The organism is Achromobacter xylosoxidans (assembly GCF_001457475.1).
In the GTDB taxonomy this organism is placed as follows: domain Bacteria; phylum Pseudomonadota; class Gammaproteobacteria; order Burkholderiales; family Burkholderiaceae_B; genus Achromobacter; species Achromobacter xylosoxidans.
Map to the genome: position 1 here is coordinate 4,153,876 of NZ_LN831029.1, position 20,625 is coordinate 4,174,500.

Annotated in this window: 26 protein-coding genes; 8 read left to right on the forward strand and 18 right to left on the reverse strand. The window is 64.0% G+C overall.

The genetic code is table 11. The features are described 5' to 3' along the window. Positions 1-14: 14 nt before the first annotated feature. The 6 genes from aqpZ to AT699_RS18670 all read right to left on the reverse strand — a co-directional run bounded on the left by aqpZ (position 15) and on the right by AT699_RS18670 (position 7,690). A complete protein-coding gene (gene aqpZ / locus AT699_RS18645) occupies positions 15-725 on the reverse strand; it encodes an aquaporin Z (protein ID WP_024069446.1) in 711 nt (236 codons plus the stop codon). Positions 726-867: 142 nt separating this feature from the next. Further along, complete coding sequence (locus tag AT699_RS18650; RefSeq protein ID WP_006386205.1) at positions 868-1,449, reverse strand: glycerol-3-phosphate responsive antiterminator; 582 nt, start codon at positions 1,447-1,449, stop codon at positions 868-870. A 1-nt stretch (position 1,450) separates the two neighbouring features. After that, the gene (locus AT699_RS18655) at positions 1,451-3,007 is read right to left on the reverse strand and encodes an FAD-binding oxidoreductase (RefSeq protein WP_024069447.1); all 1,557 of its coding nucleotides are present in this window, start codon (positions 3,005-3,007) and stop codon (positions 1,451-1,453) included. Beyond that, complete coding sequence (locus AT699_RS18660) at positions 3,004-4,683, reverse strand: glycerol-3-phosphate dehydrogenase/oxidase (RefSeq protein ID WP_024069448.1); 1,680 nt, start codon at positions 4,681-4,683, stop codon at positions 3,004-3,006. The genes AT699_RS18655 and AT699_RS18660 overlap by 4 nt, the downstream gene beginning before the upstream one ends. Beyond that, the gene (locus tag AT699_RS18665; RefSeq protein ID WP_006386208.1) at positions 4,680-6,218 is read right to left on the reverse strand and encodes an FGGY family carbohydrate kinase; all 1,539 of its coding nucleotides are present in this window, start codon (positions 6,216-6,218) and stop codon (positions 4,680-4,682) included. Before AT699_RS18665 ends, AT699_RS18660 begins: the two co-directional genes overlap by 4 nt. Before the next feature lie 14 nt (positions 6,219-6,232). After that, a complete protein-coding gene (locus tag AT699_RS18670; RefSeq protein ID WP_006386209.1) occupies positions 6,233-7,690 on the reverse strand; it encodes an MFS transporter in 1,458 nt (485 codons plus the stop codon). Between the two features lie 222 nt (positions 7,691-7,912). Between AT699_RS18670 and AT699_RS18675 the strand changes: the two genes are divergently transcribed. The 3 genes from AT699_RS18675 to AT699_RS18685 all read left to right on the forward strand — a co-directional run bounded on the left by AT699_RS18675 (position 7,913) and on the right by AT699_RS18685 (position 9,289). Continuing rightward, on the forward strand, positions 7,913-8,302 hold the full coding sequence (locus AT699_RS18675; protein WP_054471758.1) for a lysozyme inhibitor LprI family protein: 390 nt from the start codon (positions 7,913-7,915) through the stop codon (positions 8,300-8,302). 104 nt (positions 8,303-8,406) lie between these two features. Then, a complete protein-coding gene (locus AT699_RS18680) occupies positions 8,407-8,766 on the forward strand; it encodes a hypothetical protein (RefSeq protein ID WP_020928346.1) in 360 nt (119 codons plus the stop codon). 10 nt (positions 8,767-8,776) lie between these two features. Beyond that, the gene (locus tag AT699_RS18685; RefSeq protein ID WP_024069450.1) at positions 8,777-9,289 is read left to right on the forward strand and encodes a hypothetical protein; all 513 of its coding nucleotides are present in this window, start codon (positions 8,777-8,779) and stop codon (positions 9,287-9,289) included. 101 nt (positions 9,290-9,390) lie between these two features. Here the strand turns inward: AT699_RS18685 and AT699_RS18690 are convergent, their stop codons facing one another. Next, entirely contained in the window at positions 9,391-9,666 is a 276-nt protein-coding gene (locus AT699_RS18690) for a hypothetical protein (RefSeq protein ID WP_006386213.1), read from the reverse strand. 410 nt (positions 9,667-10,076) lie between these two features. Here AT699_RS18690 and AT699_RS31610 point away from each other — a divergent pair, with 410 nt between their 5' ends. After that, complete coding sequence (locus AT699_RS31610) at positions 10,077-10,751, forward strand: hypothetical protein (RefSeq protein ID WP_145964685.1); 675 nt, start codon at positions 10,077-10,079, stop codon at positions 10,749-10,751. Positions 10,752-11,036: 285 nt separating this feature from the next. On the opposite strand, the gene AT699_RS18695 is transcribed toward AT699_RS31610, so the two are convergent. The 5 genes from AT699_RS18695 to AT699_RS31630 all read right to left on the reverse strand — a co-directional run bounded on the left by AT699_RS18695 (position 11,037) and on the right by AT699_RS31630 (position 13,634). Further along, entirely contained in the window at positions 11,037-11,768 is a 732-nt protein-coding gene (locus AT699_RS18695) for a hypothetical protein (protein WP_111727680.1), read from the reverse strand. A gap of 88 nt (positions 11,769-11,856) precedes the next feature. Next, on the reverse strand, positions 11,857-12,546 hold the full coding sequence (locus AT699_RS32070; protein WP_058207389.1) for a terminase large subunit domain-containing protein: 690 nt from the start codon (positions 12,544-12,546) through the stop codon (positions 11,857-11,859). A 95-nt stretch (positions 12,547-12,641) separates the two neighbouring features. Further along, positions 12,642-12,785 carry a hypothetical protein gene (locus AT699_RS32235; protein WP_155523073.1) on the reverse strand — a complete coding sequence of 48 codons (144 nt, stop codon included), beginning with the start codon at positions 12,783-12,785 and terminating at the stop codon, positions 12,642-12,644. 144 nt (positions 12,786-12,929) lie between these two features. After that, positions 12,930-13,442 carry a terminase small subunit gene (locus tag AT699_RS31625; RefSeq protein WP_145964686.1) on the reverse strand — a complete coding sequence of 171 codons (513 nt, stop codon included), beginning with the start codon at positions 13,440-13,442 and terminating at the stop codon, positions 12,930-12,932. 15 nt (positions 13,443-13,457) lie between these two features. Further along, positions 13,458-13,634 (reverse strand): hypothetical protein, encoded by a 177-nt coding sequence (locus AT699_RS31630; protein ID WP_024069453.1) that lies wholly within the window; start codon positions 13,632-13,634, stop codon positions 13,458-13,460. Between the two features lie 134 nt (positions 13,635-13,768). Between AT699_RS31630 and AT699_RS31635 the strand changes: the two genes are divergently transcribed. Continuing rightward, entirely contained in the window at positions 13,769-14,506 is a 738-nt protein-coding gene (locus AT699_RS31635; protein ID WP_145964687.1) for a hypothetical protein, read from the forward strand. A 92-nt stretch (positions 14,507-14,598) separates the two neighbouring features. Here the strand turns inward: AT699_RS31635 and AT699_RS18715 are convergent, their stop codons facing one another. Continuing rightward, positions 14,599-15,312: a hypothetical protein gene (locus AT699_RS18715; protein ID WP_145964688.1), complete on the reverse strand. Its 714-nt coding sequence runs from the start codon at positions 15,310-15,312 to the stop codon at positions 14,599-14,601. Between the two features lie 170 nt (positions 15,313-15,482). Beyond that, entirely contained in the window at positions 15,483-15,710 is a 228-nt protein-coding gene (locus tag AT699_RS18720) for a hypothetical protein (RefSeq protein WP_024069455.1), read from the reverse strand. Between the two features lie 418 nt (positions 15,711-16,128). Between AT699_RS18720 and AT699_RS18725 the strand changes: the two genes are divergently transcribed. Further along, on the forward strand, positions 16,129-16,692 hold the full coding sequence (locus AT699_RS18725; protein ID WP_058207392.1) for a hypothetical protein: 564 nt from the start codon (positions 16,129-16,131) through the stop codon (positions 16,690-16,692). A gap of 22 nt (positions 16,693-16,714) precedes the next feature. On the opposite strand, the gene AT699_RS31110 is transcribed toward AT699_RS18725, so the two are convergent. Genes AT699_RS31110 through AT699_RS32245 form a run of 3 tightly spaced genes read right to left on the reverse strand, consistent with a single transcriptional unit; the run spans position 16,715 to position 18,188 of the window. Beyond that, a complete protein-coding gene (locus AT699_RS31110; protein WP_081247814.1) occupies positions 16,715-17,197 on the reverse strand; it encodes a hypothetical protein in 483 nt (160 codons plus the stop codon). Next, complete coding sequence (locus AT699_RS32240) at positions 17,194-17,772, reverse strand: site-specific integrase (RefSeq protein WP_232254216.1); 579 nt, start codon at positions 17,770-17,772, stop codon at positions 17,194-17,196. The genes AT699_RS31110 and AT699_RS32240 overlap by 4 nt, the downstream gene beginning before the upstream one ends. After that, positions 17,736-18,188, reverse strand: a complete 453-nt coding sequence (locus AT699_RS32245; RefSeq protein WP_232254215.1) for a hypothetical protein — start codon at positions 18,186-18,188, stop codon at positions 17,736-17,738. The genes AT699_RS32240 and AT699_RS32245 overlap by 37 nt, the downstream gene beginning before the upstream one ends. A gap of 338 nt (positions 18,189-18,526) precedes the next feature. Here AT699_RS32245 and AT699_RS18735 point away from each other — a divergent pair, with 338 nt between their 5' ends. Continuing rightward, positions 18,527-19,219 carry an SOS response-associated peptidase gene (locus AT699_RS18735; protein WP_024069456.1) on the forward strand — a complete coding sequence of 231 codons (693 nt, stop codon included), beginning with the start codon at positions 18,527-18,529 and terminating at the stop codon, positions 19,217-19,219. Between the two features lie 259 nt (positions 19,220-19,478). After that, positions 19,479-19,829: a hypothetical protein gene (locus AT699_RS18745; protein WP_232254214.1), complete on the forward strand. Its 351-nt coding sequence runs from the start codon at positions 19,479-19,481 to the stop codon at positions 19,827-19,829. Between the two features lie 527 nt (positions 19,830-20,356). Here AT699_RS18745 and AT699_RS18750 read toward each other — a convergent pair. Then, positions 20,357-20,623, reverse strand: coding sequence for a hypothetical protein (locus tag AT699_RS18750; RefSeq protein ID WP_058207394.1), 267 nt, complete (start codon positions 20,621-20,623; stop codon positions 20,357-20,359). Between the last annotated feature and the right edge of the window lie 2 nt (positions 20,624-20,625).

The window sequence follows — 20,625 nt, forward strand, 5'->3', positions numbered from 1 at the left end:
GGCGCATCATCACCTCAGGGCTGCGCTTCCGATTGGCTCACCAGGCGATAGGCGATCGCGCCGATGATCGCGCCCACGATCGGCGCCACCCAGAACAGCCACAGCTGCTCCAGCGCCCAGCCGCCCACGAACAGCGCCGGGCCGGTCGAACGCGCCGGGTTGACCGAGGTGTTGGTGACCGGAATGCTGACCAGGTGGATCAGCGTCAACGCCAGGCCGATCGGAATCGCGGCGAAGCCGGCCGGCGCGCGCTTGGAGGTCGCGCCCAGGATCACGAACAGGAAACCGGCCGTCATCACGACTTCGGTGACCAGCGCGGCAGCCATCGAGTACTTGCCCGGCGAATAGGCGTCAAAGCCGTTGGCGGCGAAACGGCTGGCCTGCAGGTCGAAGCCCTGTTGGCCATTGGCGATCACCGCCAGCACCGCGGCCGCGGCAATGGCGCCCAGCACCTGCGCCACCACGTAGGGCAGGATCTCGCGGGCGGGGAAACGCCCGCCGGCAACCAGGCCGACCGTGACCGCGGGATTGAAGTGCCCGCCCGAAATGTGGCCGACGGCGAACGCCATGGTCAGCACCGTCAGGCCGAACGCCAGCGCGACGCCGGCAAAGCCGATGCCCAGTTGCGGAAACCCCGCCGCCAGCACCGCCGCGCCGCAGCCGCCCAGCACCAGCCAGAAGGTGCCGAAGAATTCCGCGCCGCAGCGCTTGGATAGTGGGTACATGTTTCGCCCTCCGCGATTGAAAACGCGAAGGTAGCGCGGCGCGGGCGTTACGATTTCAAAGCAATGCAAATTCCGCGCGATTCTTGACGTTGCTTGACGATGTCGGCCGGTATCGGGCCGGCCGGCGTCGCGCGAGCCCCGCTCATCGCGGCGTTCTGGGGTCCACGCTCCACAACGCGACGTCGCTGGTCGACACCGCCACCGCGCCCTGGCGCAATGCGGCCGCCACGTCGGCCTGGTTGCAGACGAAGCCCGACGCCACGATCGGCGGCAGTGCCTTTAGGTCCTGCGGCGCCATGTGGGCCAGCATCGGCGCCGGCATGATCTGCACCAGGTTGGGATCGCTCTGCTCCAGCGCCTTGACGCTGCGCGGCCAGGTGGAGCGGTCGGTCACGAACACCTTCTGCATCGTCACCATGCCGGCGCGGTTGGCGCGCTGGATGGTGGCCACACGGGTCGACACCAGGCTCGCCACGCCGATGTCCGCCAGGTATTCGACGCCGCCCTTGTCCTGCGACAGGCCTTCGCAGCTGTCGATATTGACGATGACGTACTTGCCCGCCCGGTTCAGGGCGGAGATCACCGGCGCAAGCCGGCGCAGCTCGACATTGGCGACGATGCCGATCTCGGCCACGCTGCCGACGAAGGCGTTGACCTGCTCCGGTCCGTAGAGCGTGGCAATGACCGGATGCCGCGCCAGGCATGCGCCGAGTGACCTGTCCATGTTATCGCCTGCCTTGATCGTAGGGGCCTTCGTCCGTCAGGCCGAGCTTGCCGGGGTTGAGGATATTGTGCGGATCCAGCGCCTGCTTGACGGCATGCAGCACGGCGAAGGCCGGCCCGAGCGATTCGCGCATGTAGGGCGAGCGCAGCAGGCCCACGCCATGGTGGTGGCTGAGCGCGGCATTGTATTTGATCAACACCGCGTTGGCCGCGTCCCAGGCGCGCCGATACCACTGTGCCCGCTCGTCGACCGCGACCTCGCCGCGCAGCGAAAAATACAGGCAGGCGCCATCGACGTAGGCATGCGACTGGTGCGCCGAACCGGCCAGCGTGCCGGGCACGGCATTGACCGCGGCAACCACCTCGTCGTAGATGGCGGACAGGTCGCTCCAGCGCCCCGCCATCTCCAGCGTGTCCGCCACGAAGCCGGGGCTGCGTTTGAAGCCTTCGGCGCTCTTGCCGGTCAGGTAGCGCGTATCCAGCCAGCGCTCGAACACCTCATTGCCATCCAGCGCCACGCCGGATTCGCGGCAGACCTCTTCGCTGATGCCCATGACCGCGTCGACGATCGGGCGCGGCCCCTCGTCGGCCACCAGCAGCACGTTCAGGTCGGGCCGGTTGAACTGCACGCCGCTTTCCAGCGCGTCGTACAGTCGCAAGGCGGCGGGGTTGGCGCCGCGCTGCATGATCTGGCGGCAGGCATCCAGGCCGGCCGCGAAGGTCTCGAAGCCGTAGGCGATGGCGCGGCCGTAATCGGGCAGGCGATGCAGCTTCAGGCGGACCCGCACCACCACCCCCAGCGTGCCCTCGGAGCCGATGAACAGCTGCAGCAGGTCGGGGCCCAGCGCCGCGCGCGAATAACCGCCCACCGTGATCAGGCTGCCATCGGCCAGCACCACGTCCATGCCGAACACCATGTCCTCGATCTTGCCGTAGCGCGTGGACAGTTGTCCCGCGCCGCGGCATGCGACCCAGCCGCCGACGGTGCTGATGCCGAACGAGGACGGCCAATGGCCCATGGTCAGGCCATGCTCGCGCTGGATGGCCTGCTCGAACACGTCGCCGAACATACCCGCCTCGACCTCGACGATCTGGCTTTCGCGGTCAATCCCGATGAAGCGGTTCAACTGGCAGACGTCCAGCACGATGCCGCCGCGCAGCGGCAGCGCCGCCCCGGTGACGTTGCTGCGCCCCGCCGACACGGTGACGGGAATGGCGGCCGCGTGCGCGATGCGCATCACGGCCTGCACCTGCTCCACCGTCGACACCTTGACGATCACCGCGTGCGGCGTGGCCGGGCGGCCGGCGGTCTCGGTCATCATCGAGCCGGCCCACCAATCGCGCGTCCAGGCCACGGCGTCGGCGGTGGTGGTCAACACCTCGTCGGCGGCCGCTCGCAGCGCCTCGACCTGCGCGGCCGATACGGACACGGGATCGCGTTGCAGGCCCGGCTCGGTGCCAGCCTGCGTCAGGCCCGCCGCGTAGGCCGGCGGCGTGTGCGCGCCCACTACGTAGTTGCCGCGGTTGTAGCCGCGCTTGATAGCTTCTTTACTGATCACGAGTCGTCTCCCATTAGTACGGACTTTTCATGCTCGATGGCGGCGCGGTAGCTGCGCACCTGTTGCGCCACCGCGGCGTCGGACAGGCCCAGTTCGGCCTGCAGTATCTTGCCCACGCGTTCGGCGGCCTCGGCGGAGGCGTCGCGCGCCATCAGCCTTGCCCGCATGCGGCGCGAGAGCACGTCTTCGACCGTGGCCGCCAGCTCGTGGCGCACGGCGTACAGCGCCTCGGCCTCGGTGTACGGCAACCCCGGCACCAGCGGCGCCGCCAGCGCCGGCGTCTGCTGCATCAGGTCGCTGACGAAGCGCGCCTCGGTGCCATAGCGTTCGCCCAGGTGCGCGGACAGGCCGCCCGAGGCCACGATGGCCTGCGGGTCGTAGCCGGCCGCGCCCAGCAGGAAGGCGCTGGCCGTGACACAGCGCGCCTTGCGCCCCAGCACCTTCTGCGCGGCGTCGATGGTCTGCTCGGCCATGTGGCGCGAGGTCGTCAGCTTGCCGCCGACGATGGTGACCAGGCCATCGGCCGCGATCCGGATTTCGTGGTTGCGCTTGATCTCCAGCGTCTTGCCGCCCGGCGGCGCGACCAGCGGCCGGCAGCCGGCGATGCTGCCCACCACATCCTCGGCGCGCAGGTCGGTCTTGAGCGCCGAACGCGCCCCTTCCAGCAGGAAATCGAGTTCGCGGCGGGTGCAATGGACATCGTCGAGGTCGCCCGCGTAGTCTTCGTCGGTGGTGCCCAGGTACGAGACATTGCCCCAGCGCGTGATGGTGGCGCGGCGGCTGCGGCCCGGCACCGGGATCGTCACCGTGCAGTCGTTGCGCACCTTCAGCCAGGGCACGGCCACGTGCACGCCCTTGGCGGGGCGGATGTGCAAGGCCTGGGGATCGCCCTTGCGGCTGCCGTTCCAGTCGCGCAGCCAGACGCCGGTGGCCATGATCACCACGTTGGCGCGCACGCGGATCTCGGCCTGCCCGGCCTGCACGATGGCGCCGTCGACCTTGCCATGCGTGTCGCGCGTGACTTCAATGGCCCGGGCGTGGTTCAGCACCGCCGCGCCGTGGAACGCCGCGGTGCGCGCCACCGCCAGCGTCAGGCGCGCGTCATCGACCCGCGCGTCGAAATACAGGAAGCCGCCAAGCAGGCCGTCCTGCTTGAAGGTGGGGCAATGCGACAGCACTTCCTCGGGGGTCAGCTTCTGGTGCAGGATGCCCTCGCGCCAGCCGCCGGCCAAGTCGTAGGTCCAGAGCAGGCTCTCGAACGCCTTGGCCAGCCGCTTGTCGAAGACGCCGTCGCGTTCCAGCAGCGGAAACAGGAACGGCAGGCGCTGCACCAGGTGGCGGGCGTTGCGCCGCAGTCGCTGGCGTTCGTGCAGGGAATGGCGCACCAGGCCCAGGTTGCCCTGCTCGATGTAGCGCAGTCCGCCATGCACCATCTTGGACGACTTGGACGAGGTGCCCGAGGCGAAGTCGTCTTTTTCGACCAGCGCGACGCGGTAGCCGCGCAGGCTGGCGTCCAGCGCCGCGTAGGCGCCCGTGATGCCGCCGCCGACGATGAGCATGTCGAAGTGTTCGCCGCCCAGCCGGTCCGCCTGTTCCTGCCGCGCCAGCCGCAACGGTTCGCCGCGGGTCATGCCGGCCCGATCCTTCCTGGGCTTTCTCGATGGCAACCCGATCATGTCCGCAATGCCTCCTGCTTGTCCTGGGAATACAGGCCCGCGTGGGCCAGTTCGGATTCGACGCGCGAATGCCACAGCGCGCGGCGGCGGGCGCGGGCCTCGGCCGCCAGGGTGGGTTGGAATACCGCATCGGTGGCGGCGGTCTGGCGCGCGGCCTGCAACGATGGCCACAGCAGGCCCGACGCCCCCGCCAGGAACGCCGCGCCGCGCAGGCTGGCGCGATCGGCCTCCTGCATGCGGCGGATCGGTATCCCCAGCAGGTCCGCCTGGATGCGCAGCAACGGATCGCTGCTGGACAGGCCTCCGCCCACCACCAGTTCCGACACCTGCACGCCCGATACTTCCTCGTCCGCCTCGATGCAACTGGCCACCGAATGGGCGATGCCTTCCAGGATCGCGTAGGCCACTTCGGCCTGCGTGGTAGCCATGGAGATGCCGGTGAGCGAGGCGCGCGCGCCGGCCGCCATGCGCGGCACGCGCAACCCGGTCAAGGCCGGGATGAATGTCACGCCGCCCGCCGATTGCGCGGTGGCGGCCAGTTCACTGATCTCCTGCGCGTTCCTGAACCACTTCAGCTTGTCGCAGACCCAGTTCAAGGCCGAACCGGTGGTGGCGACGAAGGTCTCGACCGCGAAGTGCGACACCTGGTCCTGGCGCCGCGCCGTCATCGTCAGCGAGCCTTCGTAGCGGCCGCTGTTGACGGGCGCCTCGGGGCCGATGATCAGGTCGACGAAACTGCCCGTGCCATGCACGCACATCGCCTGCCCGCGATCCAGGCAGCCCAGGCCCACCGCGCCCGCGTGCTGGTCGCCGGCCGACGCCCGTATCGGCACGGCAAGGCCCAGGAGGTCCGCGCGCGTCTGGCCGAAATCGTCGGCTTCCTGGCGCAAGGCCGGCAGCAGCTCGCGCGGAAACTCCAGCGCGTCGATCCAGTCCAGGTAGTAGCGGTGCCCGGACAAAACATAGGCGCCGGCCGAGGTGGCATTGGTGGGCGTCGTCACGCATTCGCGGCGGTCCGACATATGCCATAGCAGCCAGGTGTCGACGGTGCCGAACGCCAGCCGGCGCTCGCGCCAGGCCTGCGCCACGGCCGGTGAATCGCGCAGGTGGCGCGCCGCCCACAGATACGGCGAACGCACACCGGCCGGGCGGCCCACCTGCTCCAGCAGGCGCGGGTTCCAGGCGGGCGCCAGGCGATCGAGTTCATCGACATAGCGCGTGTCCTGCCACACCATGGCCGGCACCAGCGCGCGGCCCGTGGCGGTATCCCACAGCACCGCGGTGGCGCGCTGCGTGGCCAATGCCAACGCCACGATGGCCTGGCCGTCGCGACGCGCCTGCGCGATCACCTTGCGGCACACCTGCAGCGTTCTTTCGAGAATCGCATCGGCATCCTGCTCGACCACGCCGGGGCGCGGCGTATCGACCTGCAGGGCCAGGTATTCCTGGCCCGACACGTGACCGTCGCCCGACACCAGGGCGGCGCGTGTCCCCGAGGTGCCGGCGTCGATGGCCAGGATCACGTTGTTCGACATGTTGTCTCCGTGCGTCATCTTGCGGTTTTCCCCAGCGCCGGGTCGAGCGCGGGCAGGTTCTCGTCCCCCTTGAACTGCGGCGCGCCGGCTTCGTTGTCCGGATTGATGCCGCTGCGGGTGGGATCCCATTTGATGGCAAAGCAGATGATGCTGGCCGCCAGCGGGACGGCAGACAGGATCAGGAAGGTCTTCTCCAGGCCATAGCTTTCGCGGAACAGCGGGAACACCAGCAGGCCGACCGCCGCGCCGATCGAGCCGAGCGCGCCGATGACCCCGTTGGCGCCAGCCCGCAATTCACCGCGGAACGACAGCGACGACAGGCTCTTGCCGTTGGCGCCCGGACCGCCGGAATGGAACAGGATGAACAGCGACGGCACCGCCACCGCCAGCCACAACGGCATCTTGCCGTGGAAGGTGCCCAGGATCAGCAGCATCAGGAAGACGGCCGCAAAGCCGAACGCCGAGGCGCGCCGCAGGCCCAGCTTGCGACCGATGTAGGGCGACATGAAGCCGCCGAAGATGCCGAAGATGTTGAACACCAGCGCGCCCACCGTGGCGTAGACGAAGTCCTTGCCGAACAGTGCCGCGCTGATGAGCGGCAGGTACCAGCCCACCGCGAAATACTGGATGGACTGGCCGATCTGCACCGTGGCCGCCAGTATCGTGCGCGGCAGGTACACGCCGCGGAAGATCAGCAGCACATTGGCCAGGCCGCGCCGCGCCTGGTTGACCACCGGCACGCGCTCGTGCGGCGGCGCCGCCGTGAACGGCTGGCCGTAGATGCGGGTCATCGCCACGGCCGCCTCGTCGACGCGCTCCTTGCGCGCCAGCCAGATCGGGCTTTCGACCATGTAGCGCAGTTGCAGCACCAGGATGGCCAGCGCGAACACCGCGGTGGCCGCGACCGAATAGCGCCAGATCGCGTCGCCCACTTCCCATGAATGGAACAGCAGCGCCAGCAGCAGATTGGAGCAGACCGCCGTGTACCACATGCCCTGCCAGGTGTTCAGGCGGCTCTTGAGCCTGACGGGCGTGAATTCCGCCAGCACCGCCATCGCGATGGCGAAGTCGATGCCGTAGGCCGCGCCCACGAAGAAACGGCCCGCCAGGATGACGTCGAACGACGGCGCGAACACCACCAGCAGCGCGCCGATCAGCGCCAGCAGCTTGGCCGTGATGAGAGGCCGCATGCGGCCCCAGCGATCCGCCATCCAGCCGCCGATGGGATTGAAGGCGATGGCCACCCAGGACGCGAAGGACGTCATCAACGCGACCTGGCCCGCGCTCAGGCCAAGGTCGCGCGTCATGGGCCCCAGGCCCGCGCTGAGCGCGGAATTGGCGAATGCATCCAGGAACAATCCGCCCAGGGCGAGCCACCATATCAGGCCGGCCCGGCCGACGATGCCCGGACATGAATCGATATACGCGATGACATCGTCGATGCCACGCAGCTTGACGGGTAATGATTGCACGGCGGTCTCCTCTTGGAATTATTTCTGTAAGAGGTCGACGCAGCGTGCGCGCGATAAAAGACCATCTTACAGATGGTCTTTTATCTAGATCTGTGCGAGTGACTTTATGGACTATCCAGCATAGTGTCAACCGGGAAAACACCAAGCCGGGACTGGCGGTATGCTTGCGCTGCGCGCCGCTTCCAGCGCACCCGATCCGTTCACTTTCACCTTCGCGCCACCATGATCCGACACGCCCTCGCGCTTTCCCTGATGCTGTCTCCCGCCCTGGTCCTGGGCGCCTCCACGCCGGACTACATGGGCCAGTACGACCGCTGCCTGCGCGATGCCGGCGTCACCAACAACGGCACCGTCGGCGCCTGCGCGGAAGGCGTCTCGGCGGCGGCCAAACGTGAAATCAACACGCTCTACGCCCGGATCCAGGCACGCCTGGCCACCGACTACCCGGACGACGCCGCCAAGCTGGAACAGACCCAGAAGGCCTGGCTGGCGTACCGCAACGGCCATTGCGCGCTGGCCGGGGCGCATGTCGGTTCACCCATGTATGAGTATTGCCCGATGCTGCTGAACATCAGCCGCGCCGACGAACTGCGGGAATTGGCGGGCGACTGAGCCCGCGGCGCAACGCTCCAGCGCTTGCCGTGCCACGGCCACGTTGGTAACTTTGCCGTGCCCGGCCTCGCGTTCCCAATTTTTCGCATAGGACAGCGCCCACCATGACCATCGTCGTATACGCCGCCAACGCCCGCGCCCTTTGGGAAACCATCCAGGCGGACATCGCCCCCATCGGCGCCCGCGCCACGACCAGCGGCAACAGTTGGCGCAAGGACGACAGCGGCCGAGCCACCAAGATCTATCGCGCCACGCCCACCGGCCAGCATGACGAACGCGCCTATTTCGTCGGCACCGTGCGCACCGGCCAGCTGATGCTGCTGGACCTGCTGCCCGGCAGCGAGGCGCTGAGCTGGCCGCTGTTCGGCGCCTTGCACGGCCACCTGTCGGGGATGCTGCTGGCGACCTATCCCGATGCCATCCTGTCATTGAACCTGTTCCCCAACCGACCCACCGACACTTGAAAGGCACGCCGTGCTGTTGTTATCCGTATGTGTGCTGGCCGCCGCGTCGCTGGGCGTGCTGACGTGGCGCATCGTGCGCCGGCCCGAAGGCAAGACGCGCGGCGACATTGCCCGCGCAGGCGCCGCTGGCGCCGCCCTGTTCGCCGCGCTGGGTCCCCCGGTAGGCACCCTGGTGTTCGCGCTGTTTCTGGCCACCGCCGCGATGAGCCTGGAATCGCTGTTCATGTCGGTCTTCCTGGTGCCCTGGTCGTACCTGTACGGCGGCGTGCCCGCGCTGCTGTGCGGCCTGGTGACGGGCGCCTGCCGGCCCGCCGTCGTGACATGGCGCTCGTATTGCTGGCCGGGGCTGCTGGGCGGTCTCTATGCCTTCGTTTTCCTCGCGGGCTTCGCCGTGCGCGAGAACACGCTGTCCGAACTGGGCTTTCCGCTGTTCCTGGGCGGCGTGCCCGGACTGATAAGCGGCGTGGTCTGCGCTCGGGTGTTCTACGGCAAACCGCAAGCCACCGCCCCCGCGGCCGCTTGAGCGCCGGCCCCGCCTTCGACCTCTCCGAAAGCGCCGCATGCGGCGCGCCGCCGATGGCGGCATCAACGCCCGCCAGCCGGCGGGCGTTTTCACCTCCCGGCTCAACCGCCGAAAGCGCGGCGCAACCGTTCCATTTCGGCCCGATTCAAGCGCTTGGCCTCGTCTTCGGCATAGTCACGCTCGCCCGCCTCGTATTTGCCTTCATAGATGCAGCTGCTGCGGCTGACCCGGCATTCCAGGCTGACCCGTGACGAGTCGGAGCCGGAACCGGGGGCAGCGGGCGAAGACCAGGGATTGATGGACGAGGAGGAACAGCCGGACAGGAGCGCGACAAGCAACAACAGGCCGCCGCGGCTAAGCATTTGAATCGACAACATTTATCCTCGCTCGACAAGAAAAGCTTCAGGGCTCTTTATAACAAGCAGGGGACCGGCGGTACAGGCGCGGGCCGGCGTGGGGCTCTGGCCCTCAATATGGGGATTCAAGATCGGCAGATAGCCCGCCAAATGAAAAACCCCGGAACACAGCGGATGTCTCGGGGTTTGGGGGACACTACTGCCGGCGTATCGCCGGATCAGTGCCTGAATGGGGTTGGCGCGAAGGAGGGGACTCGGAAATCCATTATCTATGCGGGTTCCAAGACAAAATGGGGCCAATATGGGGCCAATATGGGGCCGATAGGTTGCTCGGCGTGAGCTGCGTCATTCCAACACCCGTAGTTGCTGCTCGCTCTGCAGAAATCCTAGACTTGATACAGTACGGGTCCACGTTAAGCAATAGATTTGACATGCGCTTTATCGAGCTCGATCGGCATTTTTCCGGCGGATCGGTCTGCACACATTTGGTGAGCGCAATTGAACATCGCATCGGCCAGCTTGGACGAACCATAGACCAACTGACGATAACGTCAGTCACGGCTAGCGGATCAGACGATGCCTACCTGTCAATTGAGAAGGCCGCTCGGGCATTGGGCAAAAGCGCCAGCGGCTCATGGATAGGATATCACGCGCGCGTGTATTGGAAAAATTTCGACGTTCCGCCGCCGTCGGTCCACTTCAGCATCGAACAAGGGTTGCGCGAGAACCCCTTTAACCCCGCTCATGCGAACTGGGTCCAATACGAGTCGGCCGAGGTGCGCGCCGCGATCCTTGGTGACGACGGAGAGGCCACACTGCAACGTGCCCGAACAACTTCGGAGCAGCTCACGCAGGCTTTCGACAAAGCCAAGAATGAAGTGTTGGCAGTCATCGCAACCCTGCAGGGAATGCACAGCACGCCGTTGGTAGAAGGCATCGGCGAGGATGTGGACAAACTCACAGTGTCTTCACTTCTAGAAATCGTCGATAGCCATTCGCCTCGGAGAAGGTATGTGACGAGCGATACACTAGCGATGAATCATGGCACGGTCGCTCCCGCACCTGTTCCTTCATCGGTCGATAGTCCACGACGTCGCCCTCGGTGACTTGTAGCGCGTCCGCCGCCTCCCATATTCCATAGGGCGCAGCATCGGCCTTGGACTGTTCATCCACCTTGGCTCGAGGGCAGTAGGTCCACACGCGAGTCGAGTGCATAGGTTTCCCTTTCCCATAAAAATTCAGCTGGGCGCTCGGTCCCGACGCGAATCGCCGTGACTTTTGACCCCCTACCTCGCGCCAATCCTCGCTACCAGCGGAAACACCAACAAAAAGGCCCGGCATGATTTGCCGGGCCTTGAATTGGCAGACGTCGGTGAGTTCACGACGTCGCGCTAGCGAAGATCGTATCTGCGAGTGAATGTCATCCCCTTCGCCCATCCACCGTCGAAGTTGAGCGGCAAACGCCTCTTCCACTCCGGCTCGTGCTGGTTGACCTTTTGTGCACCCTTTGCAGGCATCACAGCCACGGACTTCCGGTCCATGCCCATCTTTTCGCCCCAGGAGTACTGCAACGCCAACATAGCGTTCGCCACCGGAGCGTCACCGGCGTGCTGCTCAATCCAGCTGGGCAATCGGACGACGCAGACTGTATTCATCATCTTTACATACTGATAACCGAACAACTGATAGAGCTCGTCTCCGCGTTCATTCATCAGAGAGAAAAACTGAGGCACATAGGCGTTGAGCGCACTGTAAATTTCTCCAACGAATTCTCGAAGCTCTGCATACTCTTCCCCTTCGTAGGTCTTGTAATCTTCCGCGTACCCGATTTCCACAGCGTCGCGACTCAGCCTCACGAGCGACTCGCCGAATCGTGGCGGAACTTCCAGGGTGTCCCATTTGTCGTTCATAGACCTTACCCATGCATCAAAAGACATTTTGATCTCGAACATCAGCCTGCGCGACTCGATATCTTGTGTAATTCTCATCTGGGTCTTGAGCGCACTAATCTGGCCGAGGCCCACAGCAGCAAGAGCCGCCAAGATCGGCCCCCCAGCGACAAAATAGAGGGCCTCTAGCCACGGCTTAGCGTCGCACAACAGGGCAGCTGTAGCGCATTCCATACTCAACTCTGCAGGGTTTGAAACACCAAATGTAACATCTCACGACGCTCAAATTCCACCGTTCGCCCGAACTAACGGCTGACCAATTTCAGCGCTGCGCCGCCTGCGGCAAAAATGTCGGCTGATCTATATATTTCCTACCCCGCTCGGATCTTCTCGTGCAGACGTCTGCGCCCCTACCGCCTACCGCACTCGCCGCCGGTTGCCGAACGCGCCATCCTCTCGCAGTCTTGCGCGAGTGACATGCCCAGCACAGGGGTCGCCAGTTGCTCCGATCCCAAAAGAGAGAACGCGCCTCGACGATTCGCCCCGACTCGCCGCACGCCAGCGCTTCCGCCATCCGGTCGACCCAGCTGGTGCCGTCGGGAGACCTGCCGCGGCGCTCCGACCCCTCGGGATTCTCGATCGAGATATCCATGCCAGCGATGCGCGTGCGCCCGACCTTGTAGTTGCCGGCAGTTGGCCAGGATCGCATCGGCCTACTCGCGGGTGTAGTGCTCGGCATCGTAGATGCCCATGAACACCACGCGGTGCCGGCGTGCTTGTCGATCAGGAACCGCTTGACCGTCGCCGACATGCCCATCAGAGGCGTGAAGGTCAGGTACACCGGGCCCAACGTCGTGTTGGTCCGGGTGACAGCCTCCATGTAGATGTCGTGCGGCGGCTCCTCATCCAGCCAGACGAAATCCAGGGTTTCGGCCTGGAACTTCTCCCCGCCCTGCTCGTAGGTGCGAAAGCCCAGCACGCTCGCCGGCCTGAACGTCGCCGCCACCGCCATGGCGCACCACGATCATGGACACCGCGCCCGGCACGCCGGCCAGCGGCGCCACCTCCTTGATGGCGTCGCCAGGGATGGCGCCGGTCCCGCGTTCGCTAGTCGACGCCAGGCCGGCCCAACAGCAGGCGCTGCATGCCGTCGCGCGTCAGCGCCGACGACACCGAGGCCGCCCAGCCCGCCGCGGGTTTCTGGAAAACCTTGCCTTCCCACCATTCCGGGTAGCGCCCGGTCAGGTGCATCGCCGTCTCGTAGGCGCCCGGGAACGTCTTGCCCAGCTGGTTGCCGGCAGAAAAAAGGCGCTCGCCGTATGCGGCGCCTTGTGCGTGGAACTCCCTCTGTTTCTCGTACGGCCGGTGGTACTTCAACCGGTTGCGCTTGGCGCGCTAGGCACGCTCCTGCAGCGCCCTGGCCAGCATCACGCGCGGATTGGACATCAGTGCATCGTGGGCCCGGCGCCAGCGCCGCCCACGCGCAGTTGGGCAAGAACCATTTCCACCGGGATGCCTTCGGCCTGGGCGATTTCCTGGGCAGCCTGCGCGATAGCGGCGTCCAGTTCGGCGTCTGACTTCTTGTCCAGGTCGCCCAGTCGCAGCTCCTTGCGCTCCACGAACATGCCCCAGGTGGCGCGCGATCAGTTCCAGGTTCGGCGTCTTAGGCGCCAGCTTGAGGATGAGGTCGCCGCCCTTGTCGTAGGTCCAACCGATCACGCAGCGGCGCACGCGCTCGGGCAGCAGCCGCAGATCCTTCGGGCTGGTGATATCGCGCAGTACGCCATTCTCGTCCGTCACCACCAGGTCCGCCCCGTCGTAGAAGCCCATGTCCACCCATTTCTCGAGGACGCGCTGGGCGGTGACTTCCAGTTTCGCCGACAGCTTGTCGCGCAGTGCCTGCACCACCGCCGCGACGTTAGCCTAGTTCAACAAGCGCGACGCGCCGCTGATGGCCGCAGCACCGCGGGCCCGGTAGGCCGCCTCGAAGGCCTTGGTCGGGTTCAGGAAGCCGCCCGCTGCGAACTCGTCCACAAACCGGCGCTGCTGGGGCGTCAGCGGGCTGTCCGCAGACACCACGCGGCGGGCGGCGTTCGACACGCGTGCGTTTGGAGCGCGCGGGCGACTTCCGCGCCGGCTTGGGCGCATGAGACTTGAGTTTTGGCATAGGGCGAATGTAACAGAGTGCAATACAATGCCCTGACTTGTGGAAGGTGCACTCTGAGGATGAGGAGATGGAGTTGGAGGACGTTGCTGAAAAAGCTCGACGCAATTTGATGGCCGTTGCCTCAGGCATCCTCGCTGTATGGGCGCTCGGAATCCCTCTGGACGGCAAATTGGTTGGCGCTGTCGATCTAAGCGCGGTCGAGCCGTGGCGGGCATGGATCGCGGCGCTTATGGTATTGACCTACTTTGCCCTTCGATATCACTTCGCCCCAACCGGGCACGAAGCTGCGGAGAACGTAGAGCTTCGCAAAGAGTGGGGAGATCGCCGGCGCAGATCTTACCGGGCCAATCGCGATCAACTGCTTAAGCTCACACTTGCCATTAACTCGGCCGATGGGCTTCCTAAATCGAAAGGGTCCAAGCTTGTATTTCGCTTTCCGAGTAGGCCCGAGGGTGAGAACCTGACACTCTTGGAATCCGGCCCATGCTCATGGAATGGCCGTCACGGGAAGTACTCCTCGCGATGGGTCCAAATACTGCAAACCAGCACCGAGCCGGGGATGGCTACCGTTGCAGCAACGCGCTTCGTTGGGGAGATGCAAAAAACTGAAGTGGCAATACGCCCATGGGTCTACTTCCTGCTGCACATGAGAGCCTGGAAACGTGCATATCAGCCTTCTTGGAACTTGCTTGAATTGACTGTGCCATGGCTCTTGACGGCAGGCGCATTCCTCGTATGCTTGTGGCGCATCGGGACGAGCTTCTATTACTCGTTCCCTTTTGTCCGTCAGTTGCTCCCGGCATGAAAAAACCCCGCTCGGTTTCCCGGCGGGGTCTTAAGACGCACTGTTACCCAGTGACAGAATGGGGCCGATTTTGCGGATTGCTCACTTTTTTGTCAAGCATCGTGAGAAAGGTCCGGGTCGAACTTGTTGGACTTGCTCCGGTTCAAGACCGCGGGCACGATCCGCAGATTGGCTTCGCAATGAAGCCCACACACCAGCGGGTTGACCAACGGCACGACGTGATCGACGTCGTGCGGAATGCCGGTTTCGAGTTCGATTCGATCCCGTTCGTCATAGATCATCCTGATCTTTTTGCGATCTGCCCACGCCGGCGTCGCGAGCCGCATCAGCAGTCGTCTCCGTTCCTTCGGCTCTGAGCATTCCTGAATTGCCCTCGCCCAATGCCCGACCTTTTCTGGATTCTTCCATGGGTTGTCGTTGGCCACTCGCTCAATCCGAGACTCCAGCCAGTTTTGATAGTCCCGGTGCCACGATAAGCGGGTGTAGCGCGTTTCAAACTCCTCAGGCGAAAGCAGTACCTCCTCCAAGAAGTCCGACACGGGCTCGCCAGTCGTTGCCTCATACCATGCCCTAAAGGCTCGACCCCGCAGGGCTGCGAGGATAGTCTCCAGATTTTCAATGTTCTCGCGCGATAGCCTCTCTGCACGCGCATCATGGCTCGTATCCCGCCGATCCTGATTTTTGTAGGCCCTGAGTTCATAGGCCATTCGCTGTTCTTCGCGCTCTATTTTTCGTCGACGCGCGCGTTCTTTTTTCTCCTCCGCTTTTGACGGAAGCGGGCGGACAATCCACGGGTTGAATGTCATAAGCAACCAAGATCTTGGGGAGCTGGCAAAACGCTATCTCAGATCCTATTCGCCGACAAGGCCCGCACCGCGCAGCAGGGATTCAGCTAGGTCCATGGCGCGGGCTTCCTCGCCCTTCTTCCCCTCCTCGACCACGCCGGCGCCCTCGCGCACTACGCGCGAACCGCGCATCAGGCTCCCTCGCTGCGCAGGTCGCGCAGCCATTCGATGCGCGCCTCGGCCCTGGCCGCCGGCGCGGGTTGGTAGGTGGCGCAGCTGCGGCGCCACAACGGGCTGACGAAGCTGCCGGGACGGTCGGTCACGAGCGCGCAGCGGCCCAGGCCTTGCGCGGCCATGGCGGTGTGCGGGTGGCGCAGCGTGAAGCGCTCGCAGTAGACGCACTGAACGGCCGCGTTCACAGGCTCACCCCGTAGTCGGCGCGCAGCCGCGCTTTGTCGTCGTCGGTCAGGCCGGCACGCGCGATCACTCGGTCCTTGAACTGCCAGAACGGCTCGGCACCCACACAACCATGCCGTCCTCGTCGAAGCGGCAAAACCCCACTTCGCAGGCGCTTCGAAGCCCCTTCATAGCCCCTTCCAAGGACAGGCCGGTGTCGACCGTGATGTGGGACGAGTTCAGGTAGTACAGGCCCAGCATCGTGGCGTGCTGGCAGTCATCAAGTACATGGCCACGATGACGACCTCGGGCCCTTCCTTCTTCAAGGCTCGGCCTGTGCGTCCGCTCTAGAACTGCGGACCCACTTTTGAGTAATCACGCATTGCACACACTCCTGCTGTACGATTTTCTCCCCGATACTACTAGCCACTTAAAAACAAAATGTCTTCCGAGAGAATTCGTACGGCGCTTACTTACTTCGCCCTGATCTTCGGCGTGATCGCCGTGACGTTCTTTTTTTCGATTGGCTTCACCACTTTTTTCGAATCCGATTTCACTCCCAAGAACAGCGGAGAGCTGGCCTCCTGGGCACAAGCCGCCGGCTCTGTAGTAGCGATTTTTATGGCGTATCGCATGGGAGCAGATCAGGCGCGAGTGGCCAGGATAAGCGCTCAAAAAGAGGACCGAGCGTTGCGCGAAATACGACAGTCGATCGCCGCGCAGCTCAGAAAGGCAATAAACCATGTGACAGAACTGATTGGGGCCGCACAGAAAGGTGAACTTCTCATCAAAAAAATGGACGCGGAATACCAATCCGTACGAGCGCCCCATGAGGAGCGACCAGCATCTTTGAAGGAAATTCAGACGAACATCAATGCGTCGCTCAAGAAAGTTCACTTCCCCAGGCCCTTCCAATTCGGCGGTGTGCGCCGATGGAAGGCCGAAGAGGTGGATGACTGGATCGAGTGCCAGCGCAAAGCGCCAGATGGCCGGCGCGCACGATAACCATGGGCCGTGACGGCTCTATCTAAGTCGGCAGGCTTTTCCATACGGCCATGGCCATACCGAAAAGCGAGCCGAATATCCCAAACCAAAACATGGCGCCCTCTCGGCGCCGTTTTTTTGCATCCAATATCGCGCTGCGCACCGCTAAAAAGCCCCTCGGAGTTAGATACCAAGCTTCCGAGTAGTTATCGTGCACGTCTACTTGCCCATAGAATTCTCCCACCTCTTGCGGGGGAATTTCTGCACCGATCCGTCGCGCTTCACGGATGAGATATTCCGATTGCAGAACCGCGGTACTCGTCTCTAGTCTGTCGATGTCCGAGATAATGGCCCAAGCTCGATCAACAGCGCCCTTTTCATCCTGATGGGGCAGGCTGGCATTCAGCTTTTCCAGCTGTGCTTGGTGGACCACGCCAGCCCACCAGAACTTGAACTGCTTTCGTCGCCGATTTGCCCAAGCCGTTATTAGAATCCTTACAACCTCAACAGGTCCCATAGTGATCATCCTAGTTTCTTAGCAATATCAGTAGCGCTTTCGCGGTAATAGATCATCAGGCTGCGCGGGTCCCGGTGGCCCACCATCCGCGCCAGCTCCAAAATGCTCAGCTTCTTGGCCAGCCGCGTCAGCGCGGTCGCGCGGGCGTCATGGACCGTGGCGCCCTCCACCTGTGCCAGCGTCTTGGCATGGCGGAAGTAGACATCGCGCAGCGCGCCGGTCAGGGTGAACATGCGTACCTTGTCCACGCTATTGAGCGCCTTGAAAATGGACACCGCGCGCTTCGACAGCGGCACGGCGCGTCGGTCGCCGTTCTTGGTCTGGTCCAACTGGGCTACCTGCTTCTTCAGGTCAACCTGGGCCCGCTCCAGGGACAGCAGCTCGCCGGACCGCATCGCCATCTCCAGCGGCAAGAGGAACGCCACCGCGGTCTGGTGGCGCTTGTCTTCGACGGGTTTTCCCTCTTCCCACCCCAGTGCCAGCACGATCCGGTCTATTTCTTCCTGGGTATAAATGCGCTCACGGTGGCGCCCCTTGGACGGCATGGTCAGCGCCAGCGAAGCGTCATCTTGACGTTGTGCCATTCCTTCCTGGCGTAGCCCCAGGCCACGCGCAGGAGGGCGATATCGCGCCGGCAGGATGTGGGCTGCACCTGGCCCAGCCGTTTGTCGCGCCAGGCCGCCAGATCCACCGTGGTGACGGCGTGGATAGGTTTGGCGCACAGTTCCGGCTCGTCCTTCAGGAAGCGGTCGATCCGCACGCGTTCCCAGCGGTGCCCCTTGTTCTTGGGCGAAACCTCGTCGCGGAACCGCTCCAGGACCTGGGCCAACGTCCTGACGACGATACCGCCCACGGCAGTTGTAGCCAGCTCCGTTTCCCTGCTGGCAGCCCATTCCTGGGCCTCCCGCTTGGTGGCAAACGTCTTGCTCTCCCTGGTGCCGCCCTTGCTGACCTCGGTGCGACATGTGTCCCCGCGCTTGCGGAAAGTACCCAATTTCATCCCCTTTGGCGTAAATCCTGGCGTGGATTTGGCGTAGCAAAGTAGGCGATTTAATGGGCGGATGTCAAAGCTGTTGGCAAAAGAAAACCCCCGAGGCACTCGAATCCTCGGGGGTTGTATGACATTGTTGGCGTAACGCCAAAACAGTGTCAGGCAATACGTGGTGCGAAGGAGGGGACTCGAACCCCTACACAATCCAGTGTTCATGCGGCTTTGCGGCCTCATGTTGTCCGTAAGTTGTCATTCAGGCGGGAGGGCCATGAGCCCTTCCGCCTTTTTTCGTTTGGGACCCGAGCGCCGAACCTATACTGGACCTTCCCCCTGGTCAGGAGCGCGTCATGTGTGGTCGCATCGTCCAGAAGTCCGGCCCGCTCGATTACGTCGAGCGCATCTTTCCCAACCCTCGCCGCGTCTTCGATGACCCCGCCGGCCCGCTCTACAACATCCCGCCGGGCGCACGCCCCCTGGCAATGCATCGCCTGGCCGGTGACTTCCAACTGGAGCGCCTGCACTGGGGCTGGCGCCCGCACAACTCGAAGTACTTCATGTCGAGCGCGCGGCTGGACAAGATCCTCGCCGGCGCCTGGCCCTGGAAGATGCTCACCGCACGCGGCCGCATCCTGGTGCCGGCGAATGGCTGGTACGAATGGAAGCCCCTGGCCGATGGGCCGAAGCCGCCCAAGCAGCCCTACTACATCCACGCCACCGACAACGCGCCCCTGTTCTTTGCAGCCCTGAGCAACTGGCGCCCCGGAGCGGACAAGGACGAGGCCCACGGCTTCGCACTCGTCACGAACGACTCCCTGGGCGGCATGATCGACGTTCACGACCGGCGGCCTGTAGCGCTGCCGCCCGACCTCGCCATCCACTGGATGGACCCGGAATTTCCCACCGCGCAGGCGCTTGCGCTGCTGGAGCATGGCCTACCGGAGACGGCCTTCACCTGGCACCCAGTGCGCCAGGAAGTTGGAAACTCAAAATACCAGCTTCCCGATGCAATCGACCCGGTGCCGCCTATGCTGCGGGCTTGACCTTCTCATAGAGAGTGATCGCGGCGGCTAGGGACGGCTCCATGCCGTGGCGTGTGCCGTTCGCGGCCCACACCTCATATTGCCAGCGGTTCTGTGCGAACACCCGGCAGATGGTCCACCCGCCAGGCCCTGCCCAGTAGTACTCGTCCCTCTGCTGCCAGTCTGCCGCATCGGCCATGTTCCGTCCCCTATCGGCCGAAATCGGGGCCGAATTGCGCGAATTCTAGGACTGTTTAAACTGGATGTCCATACAGTATTTTTGAGCAAGACCGTGCAATTTCAGTGCAGCGTCCTCCGGACGCACCACCTTGGCGAACGTCGCCGCGATAACGATCCAGGCCAGCCCGTCGTGGGCACGGTCCACATGTACACCATGCCCCATCAGGGGCTAAATCGCCATGTACCCCGCCTGACCATGGAGAGCTTGGCCAAGTTCGGCGCCCGAATTCCAAGCGCGATCCCTGACCTGCTTGACCCGGTGTTGCTGACCTTTGGATCGGACCGGGGCATGATGGTCTGTGGCTTCGAAGAAATCGCCGGCGTGCGCTACTACCAGGGGTGGTGGATGCAGTGGGTAACGCCATCTAAAGCACCCGACGATGTGTGTTAAAAAGCGGGCAAGCACACTTTGGGAATGCGGCGTGATTCGAATACTCATGGTCGTTGCCGTGTCGATGGCGGTTTCTGGCTGCGCCCCTTCAAAAACCCTGACTCAGCTGCGTTCCTCTCCAGGCGAGACGTACACAAGCTCTACACCAGTTGACGCAGTGACGCGGTGTATGCGCGCTTTGCCAACTGATATGTTGGAAGTCACAACTTACCCTGGTTCCGATACAGTTGAGTTCATGATCGGCTCGCCCCGAGACATGGTTTACCTTGCAATGGCGACCAAGAATGGCGCAGGCTCCGATATAGCCATTCACACGTACGGTCGGACCCTTTGGGCCATGCCCGAATCGGAATTTCGGGCAAGCGTCAAGCGCTGCGCCCCTGAACGTTGACAGCTACCTTCCGCTCGCTGCGCAGAGTCGTTTCCAAGTTTCGTTGCTCTTCAGTATCTGGCGTCGAATCTCCGGGGGGGTCTCATCAACCCGCACAGCCGAGTCGAAATAGATCGGCCGCGCATGGTCGCAATACTCAACGCCCACCCTGGCCGGGGCGGCGCACCCAGCCAGACTTGAGGCGATCAGAAACTGCATCATCGTCCATACGGGCAACGTCACCCTCCACATTGCGCACCTCCTGGCGAGCTTTCGCCGCCTGTTCGTTGATCCTCTCGTTGCGCTCCTGGCGCTCATCCGCACGGCCAGCGCTGCGCCCGCGCAGGTAGACCAGCGCCACCGCGGCTACAGCCGCCAGCGCGGCGACCAGATAGCCCCATATCCGTTGTACGAATGCGGGCATGG

Coding starts and splice junctions, on each gene's coding strand:
- AT699_RS31610 (WP_145964685.1), top strand. CDS start 10,077: ATGCGCTTTATCGAGCTCGATCGGCATTTTTCCGGCGGATCGGTCTGC.
- AT699_RS31110 (WP_081247814.1), bottom strand. CDS start 17,197: ATGATCACTATGGGACCTGTTGAGGTTGTAAGGATTCTAATAACGGCT.
- AT699_RS18695 (WP_111727680.1), bottom strand. CDS start 11,768: ATGGAATGCGCTACAGCTGCCCTGTTGTGCGACGCTAAGCCGTGGCTA.
- AT699_RS32235 (WP_155523073.1), bottom strand. CDS start 12,785: ATGCACCTGACCGGGCGCTACCCGGAATGGTGGGAAGGCAAGGTTTTC.
- AT699_RS18665 (WP_006386208.1), bottom strand. CDS start 6,218: ATGTCGAACAACGTGATCCTGGCCATCGACGCCGGCACCTCGGGGACA.
- AT699_RS18715 (WP_145964688.1), bottom strand. CDS start 15,312: ATGACATTCAACCCGTGGATTGTCCGCCCGCTTCCGTCAAAAGCGGAG.
- AT699_RS31635 (WP_145964687.1), top strand. CDS start 13,769: ATGGAGTTGGAGGACGTTGCTGAAAAAGCTCGACGCAATTTGATGGCC.
- AT699_RS18690 (WP_006386213.1), bottom strand. CDS start 9,666: ATGTTGTCGATTCAAATGCTTAGCCGCGGCGGCCTGTTGTTGCTTGTC.
- AT699_RS18680 (WP_020928346.1), top strand. CDS start 8,407: ATGACCATCGTCGTATACGCCGCCAACGCCCGCGCCCTTTGGGAAACC.
- AT699_RS18660 (WP_024069448.1), bottom strand. CDS start 4,683: ATGATCGGGTTGCCATCGAGAAAGCCCAGGAAGGATCGGGCCGGCATG.
- AT699_RS18735 (WP_024069456.1), top strand. CDS start 18,527: ATGTGTGGTCGCATCGTCCAGAAGTCCGGCCCGCTCGATTACGTCGAG.
- AT699_RS32245 (WP_232254215.1), bottom strand. CDS start 18,188: ATGAAATTGGGTACTTTCCGCAAGCGCGGGGACACATGTCGCACCGAG.
- AT699_RS32070 (WP_058207389.1), bottom strand. CDS start 12,546: ATGGCGGTGGCGGCGACGTTCAGGCCGGCGAGCGTGCTGGGCTTTCGC.
- AT699_RS32240 (WP_232254216.1), bottom strand. CDS start 17,772: ATGGCACAACGTCAAGATGACGCTTCGCTGGCGCTGACCATGCCGTCC.
- AT699_RS18750 (WP_058207394.1), bottom strand. CDS start 20,623: ATGCCCGCATTCGTACAACGGATATGGGGCTATCTGGTCGCCGCGCTG.
- aqpZ (WP_024069446.1), bottom strand. CDS start 725: ATGTACCCACTATCCAAGCGCTGCGGCGCGGAATTCTTCGGCACCTTC.
- AT699_RS18675 (WP_054471758.1), top strand. CDS start 7,913: ATGATCCGACACGCCCTCGCGCTTTCCCTGATGCTGTCTCCCGCCCTG.
- AT699_RS18650 (WP_006386205.1), bottom strand. CDS start 1,449: ATGGACAGGTCACTCGGCGCATGCCTGGCGCGGCATCCGGTCATTGCC.
- AT699_RS18725 (WP_058207392.1), top strand. CDS start 16,129: ATGTCTTCCGAGAGAATTCGTACGGCGCTTACTTACTTCGCCCTGATC.